The sequence below is a fragment of the Terriglobus tenax genome, assembly GCF_025685395.1.
Classification (GTDB): Bacteria; Acidobacteriota; Terriglobia; order Terriglobales; family Acidobacteriaceae; genus Terriglobus; species Terriglobus tenax.
On the sequence record NZ_JAGSYA010000004.1, the window covers coordinates 1,301,127 to 1,325,806 of the forward strand.

Genomic DNA, 24,680 nt, shown 5'->3' on the forward strand with positions numbered 1-24,680 from the left:
CTCATATTCAGTTAGAGGCTGCCTGCCCTCTTCAAGATGTACGCAATTCTACTTGTAGCGCTTACGGATTTTGTAAACGATGCTGAAAACACCATTTTCATCCCGTGTCGCCACAATCGAGTTGTTCCGGTTCACCTGGTACTGCAGCTGGATCAACTGCCGCGCGGACGAGTTGACGTTGGTGGCAAACACCATCGTCAACTGGCGGGAGAACTGCTGTTCCACCGTGATGCGGGCCGACGAGTTACCGACCGCACCGGTGTAGGACGGGTCAATCTTCACGCTGCTCTGGCCGCCAAACAACTTGGAGACGCGGCTGCTGACCGTCGCATTCAGGGCGCTGCCCAGCAGCGCGGAGGTCGTCGGATCGGTTCCGCTGCGCAGCTGCTGTTCCTGGTAAATCTGCGCCTGCTCCTGCGTGCGGCCCAGCGCCAGCAGGGCGAAGATATCGGCCTCGCTCAGCGGAGGCTCGGAACGATAGGTCGGCTTCAGGCTGGTCGAGGTGCCATGCAGGCCGATCGTGATGTCATACGTGCCGACACGCGCCGTCGCATCCAGGTCAATCACCGGGTCAATCCGGACCGGGTTATTGAAGTACACATCGCCACGCTGCAACTGGTACTGCACCCCGGCGAAGCTCGCGCTGCCGTCGGTAATGGACACCCGGCCAAGCACCGAGGGCACAGCCAGCGTTCCCACCACCCTCAGGTCGACCTTGCCCGCCAGCTTGGCATACGAGTTCTGGAAATCGAGCTGCGGTGACGAAGTCACGCGGACATTCAGATGCACCTTGTTCAGGAAATCATCCGGATCCGGAGGTGCCGCAATGCCACCGCTTCCCGCAAACTGCGCGAAGTCAAACTCCTCGCTCAGGCCAAAGCGGGTGATCAGGATATCGCCGCTTAACTGCATGGAGTTTCCATTGCCGATCAGATGGATGTTTGCATTGGCAGTCGTGCTGACACCATACAGCCGGATACGCGCCGCATTCGCCGTTGCCGTCAGATCCGCATACAGGCCGTGGCGATAGGTAATAAATCCACCCAGCTTCAACTGGCCGCCGCCCGTGGTGGCCGTTACCGACTGCACCTCCAGGCGGTCCTGGTTGAAGACCAGCGTGCCGTTCATATTGCTCAACCCGTTGGGAATGTCCTCATACGCCAGGTTGGCGTTCTTCATCTCCACGCGTCCGGTCAGCGAGGGCGAACTCATCGTTCCGGAAGCACCCACCGTAAAGGTAATGCCACCGCTTGAGAGCAGGCTTGGCTGCACCGTGTGCAGCACGGCAAGGTTGGCACTGCCGCTGGCCTTCACGTCCAGCTTGCCACCCTTCGGATCCGTGACACCCAGCACCTGCACGCTTCCCTCGGCACGCAGGTCTGTGTCTGATCCCGTCACATGCACCGGCTGCAGGCGCACAATACCGTTGTCCAGCGACGCGCGAACCGGGGCATCGGTTTTGAAGCTAAGCCCCGCCACCGTCACATCCACATTGCGGACCTCGGCATTGCCACGCAACTGTTGCGGCGTCTTCAGCGGACCGGCAAAGTTCACCGTCCCGGCCAGGTTTGAGGTCGCCTTCAGCTTCGTGTTGCCCAGCGACTTCAGAACGTTGTCCACGTTCAGGTTGCTGAACTCCAGCTTGCCCTGCGACTCATAATTGCCGGTAAGCTGCGCCTGCGCGTCCATATTCATGCCGGCATTCAACAGTGTGGAGCGGCCCTGTAGAAACACGGTCGAGCCCTGGCTGTGGACATCCGCCGTCAGCTCGCCCACCGGCGAGCCCTGCAGCGTCACATTGGTCACACGCAGGTTGGCCTTCAGGTTGGGCTGCTCCAGCGTTCCCTGCGCATCCACCACCGCGGACACCACACCATCCACCGGAAGCCCTTTGCTCTTCACCGTCTCAAAGCCGGAGAGGCGCAGGTCGCGCGCCTGCAGGTGGGCATGCACCTGCTTGGTGTCAATGTCATATCCCGCGCTGCCGGTCAGCACCTGCACATTGTGCGCTCGGATCAGCAGGTCGTTGGCGTCGATCGTCTGGTCATGAACGTTCAGGTTGGTCTGCACCAGTTGGAAGGGTTCGCCATACGCCACACCATCGCGCAGCGCCACCACGCCATCGCCCTTCAGGTTCCCGATCGTTCCCCTCAGGTGCGCATTCACGTTCAGTGTTCCGGTCACCTGCAGGCTCTGCTGACCCGCCATCTGCAGCGCTTCCGCCGCGCTGGCGTCCACCAGCTGCACCTGCGCGTCTACCTCTGACTCCTTGTCCCACTCGTACGTCACACTGCGCCGCACCGCAACGCGATGCGCCTTCACTGCTCCATGCGCATGCAGTACCGAGTTGCCGCGCTTGATGGTTGACTCCGCCACCGCCAGCCCCTGCGGCGTGTACTCCGCATCCGCCACCAGCGAATCCACAAGAATCGTCGAGTCCGACGAAATCTTCGCCTCCACGCCGGTCGCTTCAAGATGTCCCTTGATATCCAGCTGCGCCAGCGCGCCAGAAGCCGTGCCACGGAAGGTCGCAGCGCCCTGCAGGTCCACCGGCAGGGCGCTCGCGCCGCGCTTTTCCTGCGAATCAAACCCAATGGCGGTCAACACCGAATCCAGTTCGGCAAGGTTCCCCATCACCACATTCACTCGCAGAGCCGTGGCTGCTTCGCCCTTGGCAACACCCAGCACGCCGCTGGCCTCCAGCGTGGTGTACGGTGTCTTGGCCGTCACTTGCTGAATATTCACCACCTCGCCCTGGCCACGATATTCCGCCACAACCGAACCGCTTACCGGAACATTCTGCCTGCCCTTGACCTGGCGGCCTGTCGGCGCCATCTTCAGGTCGGCGCTCACAATCACCGAGTCCTCGATATGCGCAAAGTCGCCACCCCACTCCGCCTTCGCCGGTCCGCTCACCGCGACATCCAGGCCAAGATCGCTGAAGCCTCGCGGCTGCGTGATCTCTTCAATGGCGCGCAGCGTCACCCGCGTCAGCGTCACATTCACATACGCGTGCGAAGGCTCCACCTTCGGCAGCTTGCGGTCGCCTTCCAAAGGAGGCTTCGCATTGATGGCCTTTGCCGTGGTGTTCGCGGTCTTCTGTCCGGCGGCAATCGTCGGCGATGCCTCGGCGGCATCCTGCGGAATCTGTCCAAGCCAGTTGTTGATACGCATGTCACCGGCGATATGCCCGCCATCCGGCAGATCGATCAGCAGCGCATTCAACAGCAAGTCGGCCGGCGTAATGTGCAGCTTCGTATCCAGGTCGACGCCACGCACACGTACATACTCATCGGTGTACCCGGCGCTGCGCGCCTTCACCGTGCCCGCCAGCAGATAGCCTTTCTCGCACTCGGGGTCCGGCGGCAGCACCTTCACAGTCGCTTTGTTCTTCGAAGGATTCGAACGCTGCCAGAACCGCGGCCGTTTCTGGGCCTCTTCAGGAGCCACCGCGCAGCTATGCCCGCTCACGTCCAGCACGGCATTGCCAGCATTCAGACCCGGGAAACCGCTCAGCACAGAGATCTGTTTGATCTCGATATTGCCCTTCACCGTCGCCTGCCACACCGGCTTATCGAAATTCTCAAGCTGCGCCGTCACATCCAGCTTCGAGCTCTCGCCCGTCTCCAGGTGCAGGCTCTTCAGCGCCACCATCTTGCGGCCCAGCTCCAACTCGGCTGTAATACGCGACTTCGCCTCCGGCATCTTCTGCATCTTCGTCGTCAGGTCGTTCAGCCCGATGGAGATGCCATAGCGGTCGCTCGAAGAAAGGTACTTCAGGTTGACGCCAAGCTGCCGTGCCGCCAGGTCAAACGGAATCGGCTTGTCGTTCATCAACACAACGCCGTCCGTCACCTCCGCCGTCGCCGCCTTCAGGTCCAGCAGCGTGTCCTGGATCGGTGTCGTGCTGGTGCTCTTCGTTTTAGGAACCGGCTGGTTCGTTGAGCCGTCAGCGTTCACAATCATGTGAAACTGCGGATGCTCCACGCGCAGCAGCCCCAGGCGCACCTTCGACGCGAATCCGCCAGCCGCACGCTCCAGTAGGTTGCCGATGGTAATGCGCACCAGGACGCGGTCCACGGAAAGATACGGAGCCTCGCCCGCGGCCTCTGTGCCATGGATCACCAGGTGATCCACCTCCGCTGCCAGGTGCCACAGGTTGAACTTCACCGCGCCAATCTCAACATGGCCGCCGGTTGCGTCCTCCAGAATGGAGACCACCTGGCTGGCCGCGCGGCGCTGAAAATCCTCCGTATGCGTGTACCAGGTCAGAGCGCCGGTCAACAGCACAAGCAGCACACCAAAGCCCGCAAAGATCCATGCCGCGGAACGCATCAGCTTGCGGTGCAGGGGGCTCTCGACGACCTCCGGCTCATTCTTCTCCGGCGACTGGTTCAGGGGAAGCATCTCGCTCATGGAGCCATCTCCCCCTGCTTGAAGATGCGCACACTGCCCTGGTCACGCAGGCTCTTCAGCCAGTCCTGCAGCATGGCGGAAACCTGCTGTTGCAACAGCACCTCCTCAATACGCGAGGAGATACGTTCCAGCGGCGGCGGTGTTCCACCGCGCGCCTTCACCTGCGGCGTCAGCGTGTTGTTGTAGTAGTCCTCAATCTGCTGCTCGGTAATGGTGGCGCCGGAGCGGAACCTCTGCTCAATAAACCGCAGCACCGTCATGCGCTCGCGCCAGTGCTCAAACATCTCCTGCTCGGTAATACCGAACTGCGACAGAAACTCTTTCCAGCCGTCCGGGGAGGCGCTGCACTTGTAAATCTGGCACTCGGAGAGCTGCTTCTTCAACTGCTCCAGCTCTGCCTTCACCTCGTCATCGGTCACCGGGTCCAACTGCTGTTCCCGCGCCTGCTGATACACCAGCGTGCGATCAATCAGCCGGTTCAGCGCCTGCTCATGCAAGGAGTCCCCGCGAGCCGTGCGGAAGGGCTGAATCTCCGCAAACCGCATCTCCTCGTTCACATCGCTCTCCAGGATCAACTGCTTGTTCACAATGGCGACAACATGGTCCAGCAGCTCGCCCTGCTTCGGCGCGGGAACAGCTGGAGCAGGCGCAGGTGTCTGCTGCGCCATGGCGGCCATACCGGCCGCCAGCACCACCGCACCCATCGTCCTGATCCAGAGCGTCGCCATCAGAAGGTCTGTCCAATGCTGAAGAAGAAGTTGAAGTGGCTCGCGCGGCCGGAGTATCCATGCACCAGCGGATACGGCAGCGAGTAGTCGTTGATCACGGGGTAATACGGAGGATTCAGGTTGTAGCTGAAGTCCACGCGCAGCGGACCTACCGGGGTCTTGTACCGTGCGCCCATGCCAAGCGCATGCGAGAAGTAATTGAAGTCGCACACGCCCTTGGTCACGCTGAAATTTTTGCACGTGCTCTCGTTCGGCTGACGAAAGCGCCCAAAGCTCTTCCAGATATCGGAAACGTTGATGAACGCATTGCCCATGTCATGGAACAGAACCACCTGCAGGTTGTCATTCACAATCGGCAGCACCGGTCCGGGCATGCGCAGCTCAAAGGTGTTGACGAACACACCATCACCACCCACCGGATATCCCGTGGTCAGATCGCGCGGTCCCGCACCGTTGATCGGGAAGCCGCGATGCGAGGTTGCTCCGCCCGCATACAGACGTTCCGGCAGAGGCACGGCGATGCAGCTCGGATCGGTGACAACCTGCCCCTGTCCCTGCCCGGCGCAGGTGCTGTTGCCCTCAAGCTGGGGATTCGGTCCCAGCGTCGAAATAAACCCGAAGCGTGTGTTGCGGGCAAACACGTAGCGGCTCTTCTTACCGAACGCATAGTAAGTCGAATTCGTAATATCGGTCCGGTTGAAGTCCACATCTGAACCGAAGACGTGGTTGGAGAAAAAGTTCTGCACCGACAGGAACAGACCTTTGCTGGCATCCAGAGGCGAAGGCTGACGTGTGTCATGCAGAAAGGTCAACCCCGGGCCGCCTACCTTCACCGGCTGCGACAGCAGCGGAATCAGGTTCGCCGTAATTTGCAGGCTGGACTGGTCCACCGTAACGCGGCGGTAGGTAAAGTCATAGATCACCGTATCGGCGCGGCTCAGCCGCTGCGTCAGCTTCGTGGAGCCCTGGAGCTGTTTGGACGCATACGTCGAAATGTTCCGCACATTGCTGTAGCCGCCGGAGATCGAAGCATCCAGGCTGCGCTTGTTGCGGAAGTGCGGCAACGAGAAGGTCGCCGTCGCAATCTGCTCCAGCAGTCCATACGTCACATGCATCGTCAGCGACTGATCGGTGCCGCGCAGGTTGATGCGGGTGACATCCAGGCTGACGCGAGGACTCACGCCGGCCTTGCCTTCCTGCCGGCAATCCGCATTCGGATTCAGCGAAAGCTGCGCGTTGCAATTCGTCTGCGGTGTACCGGTCTGCACTTCGAAACCGAAGCCGTAGGTTACATCCCACCGCTTGGCCTCTTTCATCTGCACCAGCACGTTCTTGCGGTCGACGCGGCCATCCGGGTTCTGCACCGCTGTGTTCACTTCACTGAACAGGGCAAGGTTATAGAGATTGCGCTGCGTGTTCAGCAACGCGCTCTGATCCAGAGGCTCATTCGGCCGCAGCTCAATCTGCCGCTGCACCACCGCGGCTTTTGTATGCAGCGCGCCGGAGACCAGAACCTTGTCCACAAAAACCTGCTCGCCCTCGGTCACATCCAGCGAGACATTCACCTCGCTGCCATCCTCATTGGCTTTGGCCTGGTGCACATCCACGCGCGCCTGGTCAAAACCATGGCTCAGGTAGTACCCCAGCACCGCATCGCGGTCGCCCGAAAGCGTAATCAACGAATACGGCTGTCCCTGCTGCGCGTTCATCAGTCCCCGCAGTTCGTCCTTCCGTGCCGGGTCTACGCCGTTCAGCGCAACCTCTCCGAACTTCTGCTGAGGACCTTCCACCACCGTCAGCTTCACACGAATCTGCGCAGACTTCTTGTTCTGCTCCACATCCTGCACATCGGTCTTCACATCCGCCTGGCTGAATCCGTTCGCACGGTACAGCGCCTGGATCGCCGCAACATCGGCCGCCAGCAACTGCTGGCTATAGCGGCCCACGCGGTTGTAAGCGTCCGCATGCACCACCTGCATACGCTCCTTCAGCGTGTCCAGGTCAAAGTACTTGTTGCCGGTAATATCCACGGCAATAACCTTGTGCTTGCGGTTGTTATGAATGGTGTAGGTCACCGTCTCCTGCTGGGTGCCGGCGCCGGTACGCACGGAGGTCACCTCCGCATCGAAGTACCCCTTCCGCTGCAGCGACTCCTTAATATTGTGCGAGCCTTCATTGATCAGGTCGTTATCGACCGCGCTCTCTTCATAAATCGGAACCAGCTTCTTCAACTGTCGCGTGGAGAGCTTATCGCCCACCGTCTCCACCTTCACCAGGGGGCCTTGGTTGGCGTTGAATTTATAGTCCAGCTGCTTCCGCTGCTCGTTGTATTTGGAGTCTTCAAGAGCGATCGTCGCTTCCAGGCGATCATTCTTCTGGTAACGCTTCCTCAGCCTCGTGAAGGCATTCGACACCGTGTCGCGGTTGACCTTGGTCTTTTCCTTCAGCTTGCCGCGCTTGCGGAACTCCTCCAGCGTCATGCCCGGCTCTCCGGACAGATCCACCTGCCCGACGCGCGCCTGCGGTCCAATCTGCACCGTGTAGGAGACGTCCACCTGCTTTTCCGCCTCAATGACCCTCGTCTGGGGCGTCACCGTCGGCGTGTAGTAGCCGTTCTGCTGCAGGGACTGGCGAATTCCGTCCGCGCCTGCCGCCACCTTCGCCTGCTGGAACGGAGTTCCCGGCTGCAGTTGCGTTGCGTACTCCAGAATGCTGGTCAGCCGCTCGTTGCTGACGCCAAGAATCTCAATTCTGCCCACGAAGAAGCGCGCCGACCCGTAAAAAATCAGCGTTACCGCATCACCATGGCGCACACCCCGCAATTCAATATTGCGGTACAGGCCTGAGGCATACAGACGGCGCGTCGTCTCCTGCAGGCCTGCCGGATCCAGCACCTGCCCTTCATGCACGGGCAGGTCCGCAATCAGACCCTGCTGTTGCTCCAGCGTCACACCTTCAAATTCAATTTTGTCGACCTGCAGGCCGCGCAGGCTCCAGATGCCACTGGCAGCCGTCGGAGGCGCGGGAGCCTGCGGAGACTGGTCAGCCTCCGCCGCGGTGACAAAAGCCTGTCCCGCCTGCCCGGATGCAGATGCTCCAGCACATGCCAGCAGCAGGCACGCAAGCACGTTCCGCTCCCACCGCAATCTGCTCCTGGTCCAAAACACGCGCGCCCTTGCTTCCCTTCAATCCATTTCCTGTGATGCCGCAGAAGGACACGCCTGGCGTCCGCTCCTTAGACTACCTGCTGGCCACCTGCTGCTGCTCACAGTTTTCAGGTTGGATGCAAGCATCGCTCCACCAGTCAACCGGCAGGGACCATAGAACTTTCCCTATACTAAGGTCTGTGGCACCCGTATCTTCCGTTACTTCCGAGACCATTGCCGAGCGTTATTCCCGGCAGGTCCTGTTTGCGCCCATCGGCGCCTCCGGACAGCAGAAGCTTGCCTCGGCGCACGTTGCCATTGTGGGCTGCGGAGCCACCGGAGCAGCCTCCGCTGCCCTGCTCGCCCGCGCCGGAGTCGGCACACTTACCCTGATCGACCGCGACTTCGTCGAAGAGTCCAACCTGCAGCGCCAGGTGCTCTTTGAAGAAGAGGATGCCCGGAACGCCACTCCAAAGGCAGAGGCCGCCCGCCGGCGCATCGCCGCCTTCAATAGCGATGTCGTCGTCCATGCGCACATCGCCGATCTTGTTCCCGGCAATATCCACCAGTTGCTGGCAGGCGCGCAGATTATTCTGGACGCCACCGACAACTTCGAAACCCGCTACCTGGTCAACGATTACGCCGTCCAGCAGAACACCCCGTGGATCTACGCCGCGGCCATCGCTTCGTATGCGGCCAGCATGAATATTCTGCCCGGAGAAACGGCCTGCCTCGCCTGCCTTTTCCCCAAGCCGCCCTCGGGCACGGTGGAAACCTGCGACACCGCCGGAATTCTGAATACTGCCGTCAACTTTGCCGCCTCCCTGCAGGTGACGGAGACGCTGAAATACCTGACCGGCGACCTGGCCGCAATGCGCCGCACCCTGCTCTCCTACGATCTGTGGACCAACGAGCGCAGCGAAATCCGCGCCCATAAGCCCGATCCGGAGTGCGAGGTCTGCGGGAAACACCAGTTCGTGCATCTTTCCGGTGATGCGCGGCCCCACATCACCCTCTGCGGACGGAACTCCGTCCAGATTCACGAGCACAACCGCCCGGTGGACTTCGCCGAGCTTACCGCTCGCCTCGCCCCGCACGGAACGGTTCGCAGCAACCAGTTGCTGCTGCGGTTTGAGCGCGCCCCGTTCACCATTACCGTCTTCCCCGACGGCCGCGCCCTCATCCAGGGAACCACAGACCCCGTCCAGGCCCGCACCCTCTACGCGCGCTATATCGGCTCCTGAACACCAGCATTTCCCCTGGTCCACCTGAGCCGTAGCGAAGGACTCTGCTTGTCTATTTGCAGGCTCCTGCCAAGGCAACTCAACGCCTTCGAATCGCTTCCAATTCTGTTATAGCCACACGATGGCGTCAGCCAACTCCTATCCGATCTGCCTATGCTGCTGTACGATGGGTTTCCTGACGCATACTTCTACGCACTGACCAACCCGGCTCCACGAAGCCCCCAACATACCCTATGCAACTTCAAGGCAGGACGATGACCCAGACCAACGCGACGCCCGGCATGTTTAAGCGCAATCCGCCCATCGCCGGTGAGGCTGATGCGCTGGAGCGCGCTAAAAATGGCGATCCGGATGCATTTGCCAAGCTCTACGCTCTGCATAAGCGCCGCGTATATACGCTTTGTCTCCGCATGCTCGGCAATGTTTCTGAAGCAGAAGATATGACGCAGGAGGCCTTCCTGCACCTGTTCCGCAAGCTCGGCAGCTTCCGCGGCGAGAGCGCCTTTTCCACATGGCTGCACCGCCTGACCGTGAACCTGGTCCTGATGCACCTTCGCAAGAAGGGTTTGCAACTGGTTTCTCTTGAAGAGACCATCAATCCCAGCGAAGAAGATGCGCCAAAGCGCGACTTCGGCACCGCCGACCCCCAGCTCTCCGGCTCGGTTGACCGCGTCGCCCTGGAGCGCGCCATCGCCACCCTTCCCCCCGGCTACCGTCTGGTCTTCGTTCTGCACGACATTGAAGGCTACGAACATAATGAGATTGCTGCCATGCTTGAGTGCTCCACTGGCAACTCCAAATCACAGTTGCATAAAGCCCGCCTCAAGCTTCGTGAGCTCCTCAAACAGAGCGAGTTGACCGCGCGGCAGGAGGTTGCCTAAGTGTCTGAATCCACACAATCGATCCGAACCATCTCCTGCGCGGAGTTCCAGGAACAGTTGCCGGAACTTTTTGCCAATGCCAAGGGCGGCAAGATCTCCGATAACCCGATCTACGCGGAACATCTGCGGACCTGCGACAACTGCTCTGCCCTGGTCCGTGACCTGGAATACATCGCCGAGCAGGCCCGCCTGCTGCTGGACCCGGGCAGCGAAGCCGAGCCCTCAGACGACGTATGGTCCAACATCCAGTCCGCCCTCGCCACCAGCGAGAACAACGGCGGCGGCGGCAAGCCCAACGGCAGTTCGCCTCATTAAGTCTGGACTTCTGATAACAAAAGGGGCGCGACCTAGGTCGCGCCCCTTTTGTTGGGTGGATTTATCCCTGCGTCCGAGCCCGCTCAATGGCCCGCACCACGGCGCGTGATTTGTTCACGCACTCCTGGAACTCCTTCTCGGGCACCGAGTCGGCCACGATGCCGGCGCCGGATTGGATATGGCCTTGTTTGCCGTGCATGAATAAAGTACGGATGGCGATACAGGAGTCCAGATTGCCGGAGAAATCGGCGTAGAAGATACTGCCGCCGTAGACACCGCGGCGTGCAGGCTCCAGCTCCTCAATCACTTCCATCGCCCGGATCTTCGGAGCGCCGGAAAGCGTTCCGGCCGGGAAGCAGGCCTTGAAGGCATCCATGGGGCTAAGTTCTTTCCTGAGAGTGCCTTCGATGGAGCTGACCATGTGCATGACGTGCGAGTAGCGCTCGACGAACATAAGGTCCGTCACCTTCACCGACCCAAACTCGGAGACGCGGCCCACGTCGTTGCGGCCCAGGTCGACCAGCATGACGTGCTCGGCGACTTCCTTCGGATCCTGCCGCATATGTAATTCAAAAGAAAGGTCTTCCGCTGGATTTTCCGAGCGCGGCTGGGTGCCTGCAATGGGGCGGTACTCCACTTTTTCGCCATGCACGCGCACCAGCAATTCGGGGCTGGAGCCAACGATGTAGGCGGGTGTGTCTTCCATGGGGAAACGCAGGAAGTACATGTAAGGACTGGGGTTAACAATCCGAAGAGAGCGGTAGATATCGAAGGCGTCGACGCCGGGGATGCAGTCAAAGCGCTGGGAGAGGACGCACTGGAAGATGTCGCCGGCGGCGATGTATTCCAGTGTCTTTTCGACTGCCTTGAGGAATTTCGCCTTGGTGGTGCGCGGTTTGATCTCAAGTCTGGTGTCGATTTTGCGCTTCCTGGTGCGCTTCAGCGGCCCATTTAAGCGCTTTTCGAGCGCATTGAGACGCGAGACTGCGCGCTTATAGGTGGCAGAGGTTTGCCGCTTTGTGACATCGGCGGTCACGATGAGGTGGATGGCCTTCTTGACGTGGTCAAAGGCCAGAACCTGGTCAAAGAACATGAGGCAGGCGTCGGGAACGTGCAGCTCGTCGGCGGCAAGCTCGGGCAGCTTTTCGATCTGACGGACAACGTCATAGCTGAAGAAGCCGACGGCGCCGGCGGTAAACGGCGGGAGGCCGGGAAGCCGGGCAGGCGTCTGTTCGGAGAGAGCTTTCTTGAGTTCCTCGAAGATGTCGCCGGAGAAGTTACGGGTGCGCTTGCCCTCGGTGACGGTGATGGAGGTTCCGCGTGAGGTCATGCGGCGGTAGGGCTGGATGCCGATGAAGGTGTAGCGGCCGATGCGCTCGCCGCCTTCGACCGATTCGAGGAGGAAGGCTTCGGGCTCTTCCTCGGCGATGCGAAGGAAGGCCGAGACCGGGGTTTCGAGGTCGGCGGTGACGGTGCGGTAGACCGGGACGAGGGTGTGCGACTTCGCCAGCTTCGCGAAGTCCTTCAGCGACGGGAAAGTTGTAGCGTCGGACGGCATCAAGGGTTATGGTAAATCTGCCCCGCCGGAAGGGTCCGGCAAATCCCCGAAAACTTAAGGACTCTGCCATGGCGACTGCTGCCGTCAGTGTGAAACGGCCGGTGAACCCGGACCGCGTCTTCTTCCCTGTGCTACTCGGATTGATGCTCCTAACAGTCTGGCTTGGGTTTTCCAAGACCTATTACGCGGTGGGCATGATGACGACCCACCTGCCTAGCCCGATTGTGCATGTCCATGCCGTGGTTTTCACGCTCTGGCTGATGACCCTGGCGGTACAGATCGGCCTGGTGAGCGCGCGCAAGGTGAAGCTGCATATGTCGGTGGGCCTGTGGGGTTTTGGGCTGGCGGCGCTGGTGGTAGTGCTGGGAGCACTGGCCTCCCGCGACTCGCTGCGGCGAGGCTTTTCCCCTCCCGGGTCAGGCCTGAGTCCGCTGACCTTCTTTGTGGTGCCCATGTCAGACCTGGTGGTCTTCAGTGTGCTGGCGGGATGGAGCTACGCAGCGCGGCGCAAGCCACAGATCCACAAACGGCTGATCATGCTGGCGTCGATCACCCTGCTGGACGCGGCGATCGGGCGCTTCCCCTACACCATTGCGCCGCACATCACACCCATGGGTCAACTGGGCGTGCTGTTCAGCTTCATGGTGCTGATGATGATCTATGACCTGGTGACGCTGAAGAAGATCCACCGCGCCACGTGGATTCCGGCGGTCGCGACCCTGGCGTTGTTCCTGGTAAGGATACCGCTGGCGATGACGCCGGTGTGGATGAGGTTCGCGGAGTTGGTGCGGGGGTAGGTGAGGTGGTTGGGGGATGGCGAGAAGAGCGTTTGTCGGTACCAAGACTGAGGATCGTGCTAGAATTCGTGCCAATCCATGGAGATTCTCATGCTCAGATCACGGTAGTGGATTTGCCTTTTACTGGCTTTCGGATTTATCAAGGGAACCGCTGCCCAGGAAGTGGTCAAGCCGCAGATCGATCATGTTGCGATCTACGTCTCGGATCTGGAGCGGAGAGTTGCCTTCTACAAAGACACCTTCGGCTTCGAACGGGTTCCAATGCCCGTGACATTCGCCGCATGGCTATCGATGGGCAAGGGGGTCATGTTGCACATTGTCGCGGGAAGGAAAGAGTCCGTCGCCAACACCAAATGGGACCACCTTTCGATTGCGTGCTCCGACATAACTGTCATGACGGCATCTTTGGATGCAAAGCACATTTTGTGGGCAAGCATGGAAGGTAAGCCGGAACCAGCAGTACGCTTCGACGGTGTGAAGCAAATCTTTGTCAAAGATCCAGATGGCTATTGGATTGAAATCAACGATGCGTTGAAAGTCCGCCCGCCTGCGAAGTGATGAGCGTGTCTGGGATGTAGCTGGCAGGGCGGATGATTGAGCCGCTTTACAGAAACAGACGGTACTTGGAGAATTCGATGAATATTTTGCGTAGCGCTCTGATACCCCTGTCATTACTCGTCGCGACAGGTCGCGTCGTCGCCCAGCACACGACCGCGGACGAAACTGACATCCGAGGGACCATTATGACCATGCAGGGCGAGTGGAACCGCCATGATATGGCTGCTTACGCCTCGCACATGACTGATGATGTGGAATGGGTCAATGTTGTTGGTGCGTGGTGGAAGGGTAAGGCGCAACTTCAGAGCACCCTGGATCGCTACCATAAGACCATCTTCAAGAATCGGCTGCTTCACGATCCCACAACTTTGGGATTCCACGAAGTCGCCCCCAATGTAATCGTCGCGACGGTGATTCGCGCGACGGACGGGTACACGGGATCAGATGGTAAGCCCGTCCCCCCGGTCAGCGATATCCTGACGCTTACCTTTGTGAAGCACGGTGCAGGTGGAATTTGGCTAATCGCCGAGGGACACAATACGAGCATCACGGAAAGTGTCCCTCCAAAAGTTCAGTAGCGCCCTCGCCCTTCCAAACATCTTCCGCAGTCGATTTGTTCTGAGAATTGATTAGTAACGGGAAGTCGGCTTGTGTTGACTTACTCTGTAAGCTTGAGTCATCGATGGCAACCAAAGATAGAGGACGCCGGTCGTCGAGGCCGGCGTTAATCTTTTTTATGAGGACTTATTCGGCACGGCTGAAGCCGTGCCCTTAACGAAGCGGGCCGCGCTTCCGCGCGATGATCCCACTCATCCGCTACATGCATGAATAGGACATCCGGGGTTGTAGTGGTTCTAGAAGCAGATCCTTTCAGGATGACAAAGCAAGAAAACAAAGGGCCTGCGTTCTCACCTATCGCCCCACCACAAAATGAAACACCCGGCTGGGCCCATCCTCCGGCGCAAGATACAGGTCACTTCCCTTCAGCGCCATGCCCTCAGCGCTGTATAACCGTCCACGGTCCGTCATGCCGGACTGGACGCTGCGCACCAGCTTCATCTGCGGCCACCTATACCAATCCACAGCCCCAGTCGTCCTGGTCAGGTTGCCGCCGCCCACCAGCATTCCATCCACAAACTTGATGTCCTGGTACTGGTTGTGTGAAGGCGTGTCAATCACACGTATCTGCCTGCCCTGCATGTCCAGTACATACAACTGGCGGCTGCCCCAGTTACCCGCAATCAGCTCCTTGCCCGTGACCGCGACACAGCCGACATGATCCGCCACCGCAATCCTTCGCTTCACTGCCAGCGTCTTTTTATCCAGCTCCACCAGCACACCGGAGCTATGCGGCTTGTACTCTGCCACCGGCACCCAGATGGAATCGCCAGCAATGGAAAATCCACCGGGGTGATAACGGTCTCCATCGGTCAGATCCACGCGGCGCTCAAACTTTCCCGCGCGACTGAACTGGTGCAGGTAGCCGTGCTTCTCCACCATGTCCACGGACGTGATCCAGATGTGCTCCGCATCCACATCCACGCCCTGCACGTGGTACAGCGTGCCATCCAGCGGCACCGTCTCCACCAGTTTTGCGTGCTCCATGCCCTGAACCTGCAGGCTGTTTTGCGCAATCAACTGCGGGACAGAAAGAGCCACCCAACCAAGGGCAACAACCAGACGAAACATCATGCACCCCAGCTTATGCCATGCCTGTAACAACCTGCGAAAGGTGACCACGGACACGCCCCCCAACGGCAAGGCTCACTATCATGGACTGGTGAAGAAGATTGCCATCATCGGCGGAGGCATCTCCGGCCTGACCGCCGCCTACCGTCTGCATCGTCTTGGAGTTCCTTGCACGCTCTTTGAAGCCGGCCCACGCCTTGGCGGCATTGTCGAAACCCACCGCGAAGATGGCTTCGTCATCGAATGCGGCCCAGATTCCTGGGTCGCGGAAAAGCCGTGGGCCCGGGAACTGGCCGTCGAACTGGGCCTTGGCGACGAGATCCTCTCTTCCAACGACCACAACCGGCTCACCTATGTTCTGCAGAACGGCACGCTGGTCCCCATGCCTGAGCACATGCGTATGATGGTGCCGCAAGGGCAGCCCGGCATGGACGCCCTTCTGGCGTCGCCGCTCTTCACCGACGAGGCCAAGCGCGCCTATCTGAACGAGCCCTCGCGCGCCGCCGAACTGAAGTCCTATGCTGCCGCCCATACGCACGACGACGAGTCCGTCGCCAGCTTCGTCGCCCGTCACTTCGGGCAGGAGGTGGCCGACAAGCTCGCCGCTCCCCTGCTCTCCGGCGTCTTCGGCGGCAGCATTCACAAGCTCTCGGTCAACGCCGTCATGGCGCCGTTTGTCGCACTGGAACAGGAGTTCGGATCACTGATCACCGGCCTGGCCTCGCGTCAGCGCAAAGGTGTTTCTCTTTTCGCTTCTCTGCGCAGCGGGCTCGGCAGCATCGTCGAACGCATGGCCGCAACGCTCCCCGAGAAGAGCATCAAACTTCGCGAAAAAGTGCTCGAAATGGAGCAGAAAGGGCCCCTGTGGAGCATCAAAACCGCGCATTCCGAAGAGCTTTTTGACGCCCTTCTGCTGGCCACGCCGCCCCGGCAGGCGGCATCACTACTCGCCCCCGTGCTGCCGGAAAGCCGGCATCTCCTGCCGCAGCACGCAAGCTCGGCCATCATCATCGCGCTCGCCTTTCGCGATCCCTTTCCCCTGCCGCACGGTTTCGGTTTCCTGGTGCCTGAAGGCTCCAGCGAAAGCCGTTTACTGGCCGCCACCTTCGTCGACCAGAAGTTCCCCAGCCGCGCGCCCGCCAATGGCCGTGTTCTGCGCGCATTTTTCGCCGACCAGGACATGATGGACCTGCCGGACTCCGTGCTGGTGCGGCTTGGGCTGAACGAGCTTTCTTCGATTCTCGGCCAGCCGCTGCCGGAACCAGCCATCAGCCTCGTCCGCCGCTGGCCTGACTCGCTGCCGCAGTATGAGGTTGGTCACCGCGAACGGATCGCCACGCTGGAAGCAAAGGTTGCCACGCTGGGCGTGCTACGGCTTCTCGGCAACGGCTATCACGGGGTCGGACTGCCGGATCTTGTGCGCCAAGCAGACGAGGCTGCCCAATGGGCAGCCTCTGTCTGAAAAGAGAACCTGGGTTTAGCGCAGGTCGATCTTCAGCACCATCGGGAAGGAGTAGGCTTCGCCGTTCAGCAGACCGGGCTGGTAGCGCAGCTTGGAGACAGCATCGGCAACCTTGGCCGAAACATTCGCGCTGGCGCCCTCGACTGCGACGTTCTGCGGAATGCCCTTCTCGTCCACCGTGAACTTGGCAACCACCGGCTGGGCGGAGGTAAGGCCGACGAAGATCGAGCGGTCGATATCCGTGATGCGCTTCGGCGCGATGATTCCGCTGAAGGTATGCACCTTCGGGGCCACCGCTGCAGCGGCCATCATCTTCGGAGTCTCGGCACGAACCGAGCTCTGCTGGGCGTGCATGAGAGTGGGAAGAACGAACAGGCTAACTGCAATAAGCTTACGCATCATAATCTCCTTGAAGAGGTTAGGTGTGAAGGTTGAGGGTGGACAAGAACCCGGCTTACAGGGGCCCGGCTTACTTCAGGTTCAGCGAGAGAGCGACAGGAAACGCGACCTTTTCACCGTGCAGCGAACCCGGCGCATAGCGCAGAGCCGAAACAGCTTCGATGATCTTGGCGTCAGCCGAGGGGCTGACCGAGCGCTCCAGGGAGATGTTCTGCGGCACACCGTTGGTGTCGACCGTGAAGTGCACCGTCACCACACCGGCGGCGGGCAGGGCCGCAACCTTTGCGGCGTCCAGCTGGTTCTGACGAACCGGGGGAACCAGGGCGATGGCGGCGGTGACCGGCTTGGCTACGCCCGTAACCGCGGCAATGGCTTCAGGAGCAGCGACACGGGCCAGAAAACCTCCCGAAATCGGCATCAACTGGGCGTTGGCGGCGACGGAAACGAGGGCGATGCTGGCGGCGATGAGCTTCTTCATTGTACTGACTCCTGATAAAAGGTTGTTGGTTGCCGAAACCAGAATGATATAGAAGCGATACTGTTGTCAACTAATTTTTCAAAATAAATTTGAAACGTTTCATTTACACCTGAAATCAATCACTTACGAAACAGCAGGAACTGCGCCGACTACGGCTTTCTCAACACCATACGTCTGCTTAAGAACATTAAAATCCAGTGGTCAGACCTCTCGGGAGCCATAAGCGCACCCGTAGGCCGCCCAAACATACAAAAGCCTCGAGCGCACGGTGCGTTCGAGGCTTTTGGTGCGCTTTTGTCGATGGGTTACGGCTTCGGCTTGGCGACAGCAGGCGTGTGCGCCGCCTCAACCTCGGTCTTGAACTCCATGAACAGAGTCTGCAGCTTGGGCTGCATCTGCTGGAAATGCCCCTGGGCAATTGCGGACGACTTCGCAATGATCTCCGGGGTCTTTTCGATCATGGCCTGCCCTGCGGGCGACTTGTAGAAAGCCAGAATGCCGTCTACCTGCGCCTCCGTATAGAGGCTGGCATACAGATCCACCAGTTCGGGCTTCATCGTCTCCCAGCCGGACTCAGCTTTGAAGGTCGCCAGCATCTTGCCTTCAAAGCGAGTAAGAATCTCCCTGTCCTTCGGCGTCATCTTGGATGAATCTTCAAACAGCGACATGGCCGCCTGTTCGCCCTGCTTCATGCCGTTCTCCACCATCGTGTTGAAGACCTTGTCCGACTTGGTCACCAGCAGGATCTCTTCGACCTTGGCACGCTTTGTGGCATCGTCCGCACGGGAAACGCCAGGCATGGCCAGCAGAAGAACGGCTGCTCCGAGAAATAATCTACGCATTGATTTACTGCTCCTTCTTCTGGTCCAGCGGTTTACGGGCAAAGTAGTAGAGCGAAAACGCCAGCAGGCCAAAACCGATGACCGAGACCCAGTCTTTGTGGAGGGCGTTGGTCTCCGGGAAGCGCCAGATGGTGGTCTCCTGCAGGTTCTCATAGAGCTTAACGCAGACGCCCAGCAGGCCGACGATGCCGCCGGCGGCGATCAGACCTGAAGCATAGAGCGAGCCCGGAGAGATCTCCTCCGAGGCCAGCTCATCACCCGGGATAGCGTTCGCTGCACGATGCTTCTCCAAAGCGCGATCGACCATCCAGCGGACAACACCGCCGACGAAGATAGCCAGCGTCGTTCCGATCGACAGGTACGCGCCGACGGCAAAGGTCAGCGAGCGAATGCCGAGCAGTTCCACCACGATGACCAGCGCGACGCCCAGCAGCACCAATCCCCAGGCCAGCTTGCGTGACAGGATGCCATTGATGACCGTGGCCATCAGGCGGCCCTGCGGTGCGGCGGCTTTCTCGCTGCCAATACCCTGCACCCACTGCACCTCTGCCAGCCCGGTGGCCGGGTTGTAGAGATACTTGCCGTCTTCGAGCGTGGACGAGCCGATGGCATTCAGCAGGATATAGCTCTGCGTTCCGTCAAGCGCCTGCTTGGATTGGTGACCCTGCTCATCGTGGCTGGTCAGCTCAATATGACTGCGTGTGAAACTGCCATTGCTGGTCACGCCCTCCGGCAACGCGGCAAGATTCAACGCGCGTGGTGCGGGCATCTTCTGAAAGGTCTCCAGACCGGTATTCATCGCATTCAGCGTCGCTCCAATCGAGAAGACCGAGACGATGACGCCGACCATAATCGCCACCTGCTGCTTCCACGGCGTGGCGCCGATCAGGAAGCCAGTCTTCAGGTCCTGCGAGGTGTCGCCCGCATTCGAGGCCGCAATGCAGACGATGCCGCCGATGGTGATGGCCAGCGCACCGAAGGCCGGGGCCGTCCATCCCTTGACCAGGAAGATCGCGGCTGTGGCCATCAGCGTGGCAATCGTCATGCCGCTGACCGGGCTGGCCGACGAACCGACAATGCCGACGATACGCGCCGAGACCGTGACGAAGAGGAAGCCGAAGATCACGACGAGAACCGCAGCAGCGATATTGGCGAAGAGGCCTACCTGCGCTCCTGGTACAGGCTTGAATTGCAGAAATGCAACCATCAGCACCACCAGCGCGACTGACCCCAGACCAACCCACTTCATCGGGATATCGTGCTCGGTGCGACTGGCCTTCTCCTCCGCCGAGACAGACGATGCGCTCCCCTTCTTCCGGAAACCTGCCGTCAGCGCGCTCACAATCGTCGGCGCGGTACGCAGCAGCGTAATCAAACCGGAGCAGGCCACCGCTCCCGCACCCATCGGCCGTACATAGGTGCGCCACAGGTCTGAAGGCGACATCTGCATAATCGGCACCGTGCCGGGATAGAGCGGCCCCGGCAGGTGTCCCCCGAAGAAGACGATGGCAGGCATCAGCACCAGCCAGCTGAAGACGCCGCCGGCGAGCATGATGGCCGCGACGCGGATGCCGATGATGTAGCCGACGCCGAGATACTCCGGCGTAACGTCGGCACGAATCGCCGAGCCGCGCAGCAGGTGCTGTTCGCCGTAATCCGGCTGGTAGTTGGGCGTGCCGGGAAAGAGGCCGAAGAGGTTCTCGTTCTGGAAGAGCGTGTAGAGGCCACCGAGCCCGAGCCCGAGGAAGATGCGCGAGGCGAAGCTGCCGCCCTTCTCGCCCGCAATCAGCACATCGGCGCAGGCCGTGCCTTCGGGATAGGTGAGCGTGCCGTGCTCTTCCACAATCAACTGCCGACGCAGCGGAATCATGAAGAGCACACCGATCCATCCGCCGAACAACGCCAGCGCGAAGATGCGCGAGGCCTCCAGGTCGAAGCCCAGGAAGATGAGCGCGGGCAGCGTAAAGATCACGCCCGAGGCGATGGACTGCCCGGCATTCCCGGTAGCCTGCACGATGTTGTTCTCAAGAATCGACGAGCGTCCAAACGCCCGCAGAATCGAGATGGAAAGAACCGAAATCGGGATCGACGCCGCAACGGTCAGACCGGCCTTCAGACCGACATACACGGTGACCGCGCCAAACAGCACACCAAAAAGCGCGCCAATGATCAGCGCGCGGAAGGTGAGTTCGGGTCGGGTTTCATTGGCGGGAACAAAGGGGCGGAAGTTCTCTAGGGCCATCGGCGGTCAATCCTTGTCGTGAGGAGGAGTGTATCAGCGTGGCCGATGGAAGAGATCAGAATTGCTGATGGAGCCAGAAGGCGCATTCTTTGTGTTTCTTGCGGATATGTCACCCCGGCCGCAGCAGGAAACCGCAGTGTGTCCTGCGCAGTGGAGTGACCCGCATTTCCCTCTCACCTCACTCAAATACAGGTCTCTCTGCTGCGCCCCTTCGGGGCTCCGGTCGAGATGACAGGGTGTTTTGCTGAAAGCAATTAGGGATCGAAAAGAAACCAGGGATGCCTTACACCCGCTCTGTATCTGCCAGCAAAGCCTGCACTCGCGCCGCCAGCTTTTTATCTTTCACCACGGCGGCGATCCAGCGTGGATTCTCAAACTCCTCGCCCGGCCAGTAGATGTTGAGGAACTCCCAGACCGTGTCCTGCACATTGTCATCCTCGTGTGAGACGCAGCTGACCTGCGGCAGTTCGTGCTCCACAGCATCTTCCAGACGCTCCATGGAACGCTCAAAGACCCCGCGCACACGGATACACTCCGGCCCCCACACACCGAAGTAGGCCAGCCCCTTGTTCAGCAGCTGCGCCGCCACCAGCTCGATCTCGCCGGAGTACACCTCGTCGGCATCCATCAACAGCAGGAGCACAAACGGGCGCGATCCGCGGATGGCCGCGGGCAGGCGCGCAATAGTTTCCACGAAGACACATTCAACCGGCTGATTCTGACTGCTCACCCGACCGAGTGTATCGCCGATGCCGGCACGGCAAACAACGTAAGGTGGAGGTATGCCGCTTACCCTCCAGGAACAGTTCGGACAGATCGACATCTACGTCTTCGACCAGATTCTCCGTGGCAACATTACCGGCGGAATGACGGTGCTGGACGCCGGCTGCGGCTTTGGACGCAACCTGGTGCACCTGCTGCGCGAGGGCTGCAGGGTCTTTGCCGTCGACGCCAACCCCGCGGGCGTTGACCATGTGCGCCGTCTCTCGGCTGCGCTTGAGACGGGCCTTCCGGAGACGAACTTCCAGGTAGCGGCGATTGAGGAGATGCCCTTTCCGGAAGAGTTTGCCGACGTCGTGATCTGCAACTCCGTGCTGCACTTTGCCCGCGATGACGACCACTTCCACGCCATGCTGGCCGGGCTGTGGCGTGCGGTCAGGCCGGGCGGCATGCTGTTCTGCCGGCTGGGTTCGCGCATCGGCATGGACTTTGAAGAGGTCGGCGAAAACCGCTATATCGTGGGCGATGGGCAGGAGTGGTTCCTGGTCGATGAGTCCATGCTGCTGGACTATACCGCGACCATGGAAGCCGTCCTGGTCGATCCCCTGAAAACCACCATCGTGCAGGATTACCGCTGCATGACCACGTGGGTGCTGCGCAAGCCACTGACCCACGCTTCCACACCGCATTCCCCGATACCCTAAGAGAAGTGCCTCGCTACGCTGACATCGCCCTGCCTGTCCCGCTGGACCGCCCGTTTACTTATGCGGTGGACGGCGTAGTCCCTGCCGTGGGCGCGCGGGTGCTGGTGCCCTTCTCCGGGCAGAAGCTGATGGGCGTGGTGGTGAAAGTGCACGACGACGCTCCGCCGCCGGAGATCGACACCAAACCCATCCAGCAGGTGCTGGACACCGAGGCTGTGCTCTCCGCCGAATTGATGGAACTGGCCAACTGGATCGCCGCCTACTACCTGGCTCCGCTGGGCGAGGTGTTGCGCGGCATGCTGCCGCTGATGGCCGAGGTCAAGCGCGACGTCACCTACCGCATTACCGAGGTGGGCCAGAAGATTCTTTACCAGGGTGCGGAGCTTGGCTCCTCGCGCCGCAGCAAACTTTCGCCCGAGGACCAGAACCGCGAGTACGCCGTGCTGAACCTGCTGGAGGCGGGCGAAGCCGCGCGGCCGGGGAAGATCCGCTCGGCCACCGGGGCAAACAAGGCGCTGCTGGAAGGAATGGTGCGCAAGAAGTGGCTGGTCCGCGAGACCGTCGCCGAGCAGCGCGACGCCCGGCGGCTGGAGAAGGTCGCCGTTCTCGTCCCTGACGCTCGCCTGCCCAAGCTGAACGATAACCAGATGCGCCTGCTGGCCGAACTTGCCGCCGTGGGCGGACGCATGAAGGTGGCCGACACCCGCGGGCTGCAGCTTCCGCAGACGACCCTCGGAACCCTGGTCCGCCGCGGGCTGGTCAGTATCGAAGAGGTGCCCGAGAGCTTCCACCTGAGCGGAGTGCATGTACCTGGCAAGAAGCACGCGCACGAGCACACGCTGAATCCGCAGCAGAAGGCCGCTGCAGACGCCATCATCGCCTCGCTGGATGCGCCTCCAGCCGAGTTCAAACCGACGCTGCTCTATGGCGTGACCGGCAGCGGCAAGACCGCCGTCTACTTCGCCGCCATGCAGGCTGCGCTGGACCGCGGCAAGGCCGCAATTCTGCTTGTGCCGGAGATTGGCCTTACGCCCGCCATGGCCGCGCAGCTTCACGCTGCCTTCGGCTCGCAGGTGGCGCTGTTGCACTCACAGCTTTCCCCGGACGAGCGCGCGGAGCAGTGGCACCGCATCCGCCGCGGCGAGGCTCCGGTTGTGGTCGGCACACGCTCGGCCATCTTCGCGCCTGCGCCCAAGCTGGGGTTGATCCTCGTCGACGAAGAACACGATGGCAGCTACAAGCAGGAAGAGACGCCGCGCTATCACGCCCGCGACACAGCCATTGTCCGTGCTCGGCTGAATGGAGCGGCCATCGCCATCGGTTCGGCCACGCCCTCGCTGGAGAGCTGGCACAATGGCCAGCGCGGCAAGTACACGCTGCTGCAGATGCCGGACCGCGTCTCCAACCGTCCGCTGCCGGAGGTTGAGCTGATCGACATGCGCGCCGAGTTCCAGCACACCGGGCAGGACGCTCTCTTCTCGCGCACGCTGCTGGAGGAAACACGCACAGCGCTAGACCGTGGGGAGCAGGCCATCATCCTTCTCAATCGCCGCGGCTACAGCTTCGTAGTCATGTGCCGCAGTTGCGGCGAGAAGATCGAGTGCCAGAACTGTGCCATCGCCATGACGTACCACAAACATGGCCGCGCCGATGACTTTGACGACCACGCCAAGGCAGGCCAGCGGCTGGAGTGCCACTACTGCGGCTTCCGGCGCACCGTGCCCTCGGTCTGCCCCAAGTGCCAGTCTGAGCACCTGTATTACCTGGGTGCGGGCTCGCAGCAGGGCGAGGAGAAGCTCATCGAGCTCTTCCCCAACGCCCGTATCGGCCGCATGGACCGCGATACCGTACGAGGCCGCGCCGACATGGAACGCCTGCTCACGCGGCTGCACTCGGGCGAGATCAACCTTCTGGTCGGCACGCAGATGATCGCCAAGGGACACGACATTCACGGCGTCACGCTGGTGGGCGTCGTGGGTGCGGACTTCGCTCTGGGGCTGCCGGACTTCCGCGCCGCCGAGCGCGTCTTCCAGTTGCTGACGCAGGTGAGCGGACGCGCCGGTCGCGGCGACAAGCCAGGACGCGTCGTGGTGCAGAGCTACCACCCCGACCACTACGCCATGAAGTTCGCCCAGCAGCATGACTACCACTCCTTTGTGCAGAAGGAGCTGCAGTACCGACGCTGGATGCACTACCCGCCCTTCACCGCACTGGCCAACCTGGTGATCCAGAGCGATGAGCTGGCACAGGCCGCCGGATGGGCGGCTGAGCTCGGCAGATTCGTGGAGAAGACACCGCTGCCGAAGGTCCGCATCATCGGCCCGGCCACGGCGCCGCTGTCGCGCATCAAGAAGATCTACCGCTTCCACTTTGTGCTGAAGTCAGAGAGCCGTGCCGCACTGGCGGAGGCGCTGCGCGCCATGCTTGCGCACGCAGAGACACAGCAGATTCCACGCGCGGCCATCATCGCCGATGTGGATGCCGTTCACCTGATGTAAAGG

General features: G+C 60.8%; 19 protein-coding genes. 9 read left to right on the forward strand and 10 right to left on the reverse strand.

Annotated elements, in window-relative coordinates:
- Nucleotides 1-48: 48 nt before the first annotated feature.
- Genes OHL13_RS10860 through OHL13_RS10870 form a run of 3 tightly spaced genes read right to left on the reverse strand, consistent with a single transcriptional unit; the run spans nucleotide 49 to nucleotide 8,272 of the window.
- Nucleotides 49-4,416, reverse strand: a complete 4,368-nt coding sequence (locus OHL13_RS10860; RefSeq protein ID WP_263410148.1) for a translocation/assembly module TamB domain-containing protein — start codon at nucleotides 4,414-4,416, stop codon at nucleotides 49-51.
- Nucleotides 4,413-5,144 carry a SurA N-terminal domain-containing protein gene (locus OHL13_RS10865; RefSeq protein ID WP_263410149.1) on the reverse strand — a complete coding sequence of 244 codons (732 nt, stop codon included), beginning with the start codon at nucleotides 5,142-5,144 and terminating at the stop codon, nucleotides 4,413-4,415. Before OHL13_RS10865 ends, OHL13_RS10860 begins: the two co-directional genes overlap by 4 nt.
- A complete protein-coding gene (locus OHL13_RS10870) occupies nucleotides 5,144-8,272 on the reverse strand; it encodes a POTRA domain-containing protein (protein ID WP_263410150.1) in 3,129 nt (1,042 codons plus the stop codon). Before OHL13_RS10870 ends, OHL13_RS10865 begins: the two co-directional genes overlap by 1 nt.
- A 218-nt stretch (nucleotides 8,273-8,490) precedes the next feature.
- Between OHL13_RS10870 and OHL13_RS10875 the strand changes: the two genes are divergently transcribed.
- From OHL13_RS10875 to OHL13_RS10885, 3 genes are all read left to right on the forward strand, one after another.
- Nucleotides 8,491-9,534: a ThiF family adenylyltransferase gene (locus tag OHL13_RS10875; RefSeq protein WP_263410151.1), complete on the forward strand. Its 1,044-nt coding sequence runs from the start codon at nucleotides 8,491-8,493 to the stop codon at nucleotides 9,532-9,534.
- 233 nt (nucleotides 9,535-9,767) lie between these two features.
- Complete coding sequence (locus OHL13_RS10880) at nucleotides 9,768-10,415, forward strand: RNA polymerase sigma factor (RefSeq protein WP_263410152.1); 648 nt, start codon at nucleotides 9,768-9,770, stop codon at nucleotides 10,413-10,415.
- On the forward strand, nucleotides 10,416-10,730 hold the full coding sequence (locus OHL13_RS10885; RefSeq protein ID WP_263410153.1) for a hypothetical protein: 315 nt from the start codon (nucleotides 10,416-10,418) through the stop codon (nucleotides 10,728-10,730).
- Between the two features lie 61 nt (nucleotides 10,731-10,791).
- Here OHL13_RS10885 and trpE read toward each other — a convergent pair whose 3' ends face one another.
- The gene (trpE, locus tag OHL13_RS10890; RefSeq protein ID WP_263410154.1) at nucleotides 10,792-12,288 is read right to left on the reverse strand and encodes an anthranilate synthase component I; all 1,497 of its coding nucleotides are present in this window, start codon (nucleotides 12,286-12,288) and stop codon (nucleotides 10,792-10,794) included.
- A gap of 68 nt (nucleotides 12,289-12,356) precedes the next feature.
- Here trpE and OHL13_RS10895 point away from each other — a divergent pair, with 68 nt between their 5' ends.
- The 3 genes from OHL13_RS10895 to OHL13_RS10905 all read left to right on the forward strand — a co-directional run bounded on the left by OHL13_RS10895 (nucleotide 12,357) and on the right by OHL13_RS10905 (nucleotide 14,221).
- Nucleotides 12,357-13,085, forward strand: a complete 729-nt coding sequence (locus OHL13_RS10895; RefSeq protein ID WP_263410155.1) for a hypothetical protein — start codon at nucleotides 12,357-12,359, stop codon at nucleotides 13,083-13,085.
- A gap of 162 nt (nucleotides 13,086-13,247) precedes the next feature.
- Nucleotides 13,248-13,643, forward strand: a complete 396-nt coding sequence (locus OHL13_RS10900) for a VOC family protein (RefSeq protein WP_263410156.1) — start codon at nucleotides 13,248-13,250, stop codon at nucleotides 13,641-13,643.
- A 77-nt stretch (nucleotides 13,644-13,720) separates the two neighbouring features.
- Nucleotides 13,721-14,221: a YybH family protein gene (locus OHL13_RS10905; protein ID WP_263410157.1), complete on the forward strand. Its 501-nt coding sequence runs from the start codon at nucleotides 13,721-13,723 to the stop codon at nucleotides 14,219-14,221.
- A 334-nt stretch (nucleotides 14,222-14,555) separates the two neighbouring features.
- Here the strand turns inward: OHL13_RS10905 and OHL13_RS10910 are convergent, their stop codons facing one another.
- Nucleotides 14,556-15,335, reverse strand: coding sequence for a DUF6454 family protein (locus OHL13_RS10910; RefSeq protein WP_263410158.1), 780 nt, complete (start codon nucleotides 15,333-15,335; stop codon nucleotides 14,556-14,558).
- Between OHL13_RS10910 and hemG the strand changes: the two genes are divergently transcribed.
- A complete protein-coding gene (gene hemG / locus OHL13_RS10915; RefSeq protein WP_317889920.1) occupies nucleotides 15,334-16,794 on the forward strand; it encodes a protoporphyrinogen oxidase in 1,461 nt (486 codons plus the stop codon). The genes OHL13_RS10910 and hemG overlap by 2 nt on opposite strands.
- 15 nt (nucleotides 16,795-16,809) lie before the next feature.
- Here the strand turns inward: hemG and OHL13_RS10920 are convergent, their stop codons facing one another.
- The 5 genes from OHL13_RS10920 to OHL13_RS10940 all read right to left on the reverse strand — a co-directional run bounded on the left by OHL13_RS10920 (nucleotide 16,810) and on the right by OHL13_RS10940 (nucleotide 21,449).
- Nucleotides 16,810-17,196 carry an energy transducer TonB gene (locus OHL13_RS10920; RefSeq protein WP_263410159.1) on the reverse strand — a complete coding sequence of 129 codons (387 nt, stop codon included), beginning with the start codon at nucleotides 17,194-17,196 and terminating at the stop codon, nucleotides 16,810-16,812.
- Between the two features lie 67 nt (nucleotides 17,197-17,263).
- Nucleotides 17,264-17,671 carry an energy transducer TonB gene (locus tag OHL13_RS10925; protein ID WP_263410160.1) on the reverse strand — a complete coding sequence of 136 codons (408 nt, stop codon included), beginning with the start codon at nucleotides 17,669-17,671 and terminating at the stop codon, nucleotides 17,264-17,266.
- Between the two features lie 305 nt (nucleotides 17,672-17,976).
- A complete protein-coding gene (locus OHL13_RS10930; RefSeq protein WP_263410161.1) occupies nucleotides 17,977-18,513 on the reverse strand; it encodes a DUF2059 domain-containing protein in 537 nt (178 codons plus the stop codon).
- A 4-nt stretch (nucleotides 18,514-18,517) separates the two neighbouring features.
- Nucleotides 18,518-20,755, reverse strand: coding sequence for an OPT family oligopeptide transporter (locus tag OHL13_RS10935; RefSeq protein WP_263410162.1), 2,238 nt, complete (start codon nucleotides 20,753-20,755; stop codon nucleotides 18,518-18,520).
- A 283-nt stretch (nucleotides 20,756-21,038) separates the two neighbouring features.
- Nucleotides 21,039-21,449, reverse strand: a complete 411-nt coding sequence (locus OHL13_RS10940) for a hypothetical protein (protein WP_263410163.1) — start codon at nucleotides 21,447-21,449, stop codon at nucleotides 21,039-21,041.
- 88 nt (nucleotides 21,450-21,537) lie between these two features.
- Between OHL13_RS10940 and OHL13_RS10945 the strand changes: the two genes are divergently transcribed.
- Complete coding sequence (locus tag OHL13_RS10945; RefSeq protein ID WP_263410164.1) at nucleotides 21,538-22,179, forward strand: class I SAM-dependent methyltransferase; 642 nt, start codon at nucleotides 21,538-21,540, stop codon at nucleotides 22,177-22,179.
- Between the two features lie 5 nt (nucleotides 22,180-22,184).
- Nucleotides 22,185-24,677 (forward strand): replication restart helicase PriA, encoded by a 2,493-nt coding sequence (gene priA / locus OHL13_RS10950; protein WP_263410165.1) that lies wholly within the window; start codon nucleotides 22,185-22,187, stop codon nucleotides 24,675-24,677.
- The last annotated feature ends 3 nt before the right edge of the window (nucleotides 24,678-24,680 follow it).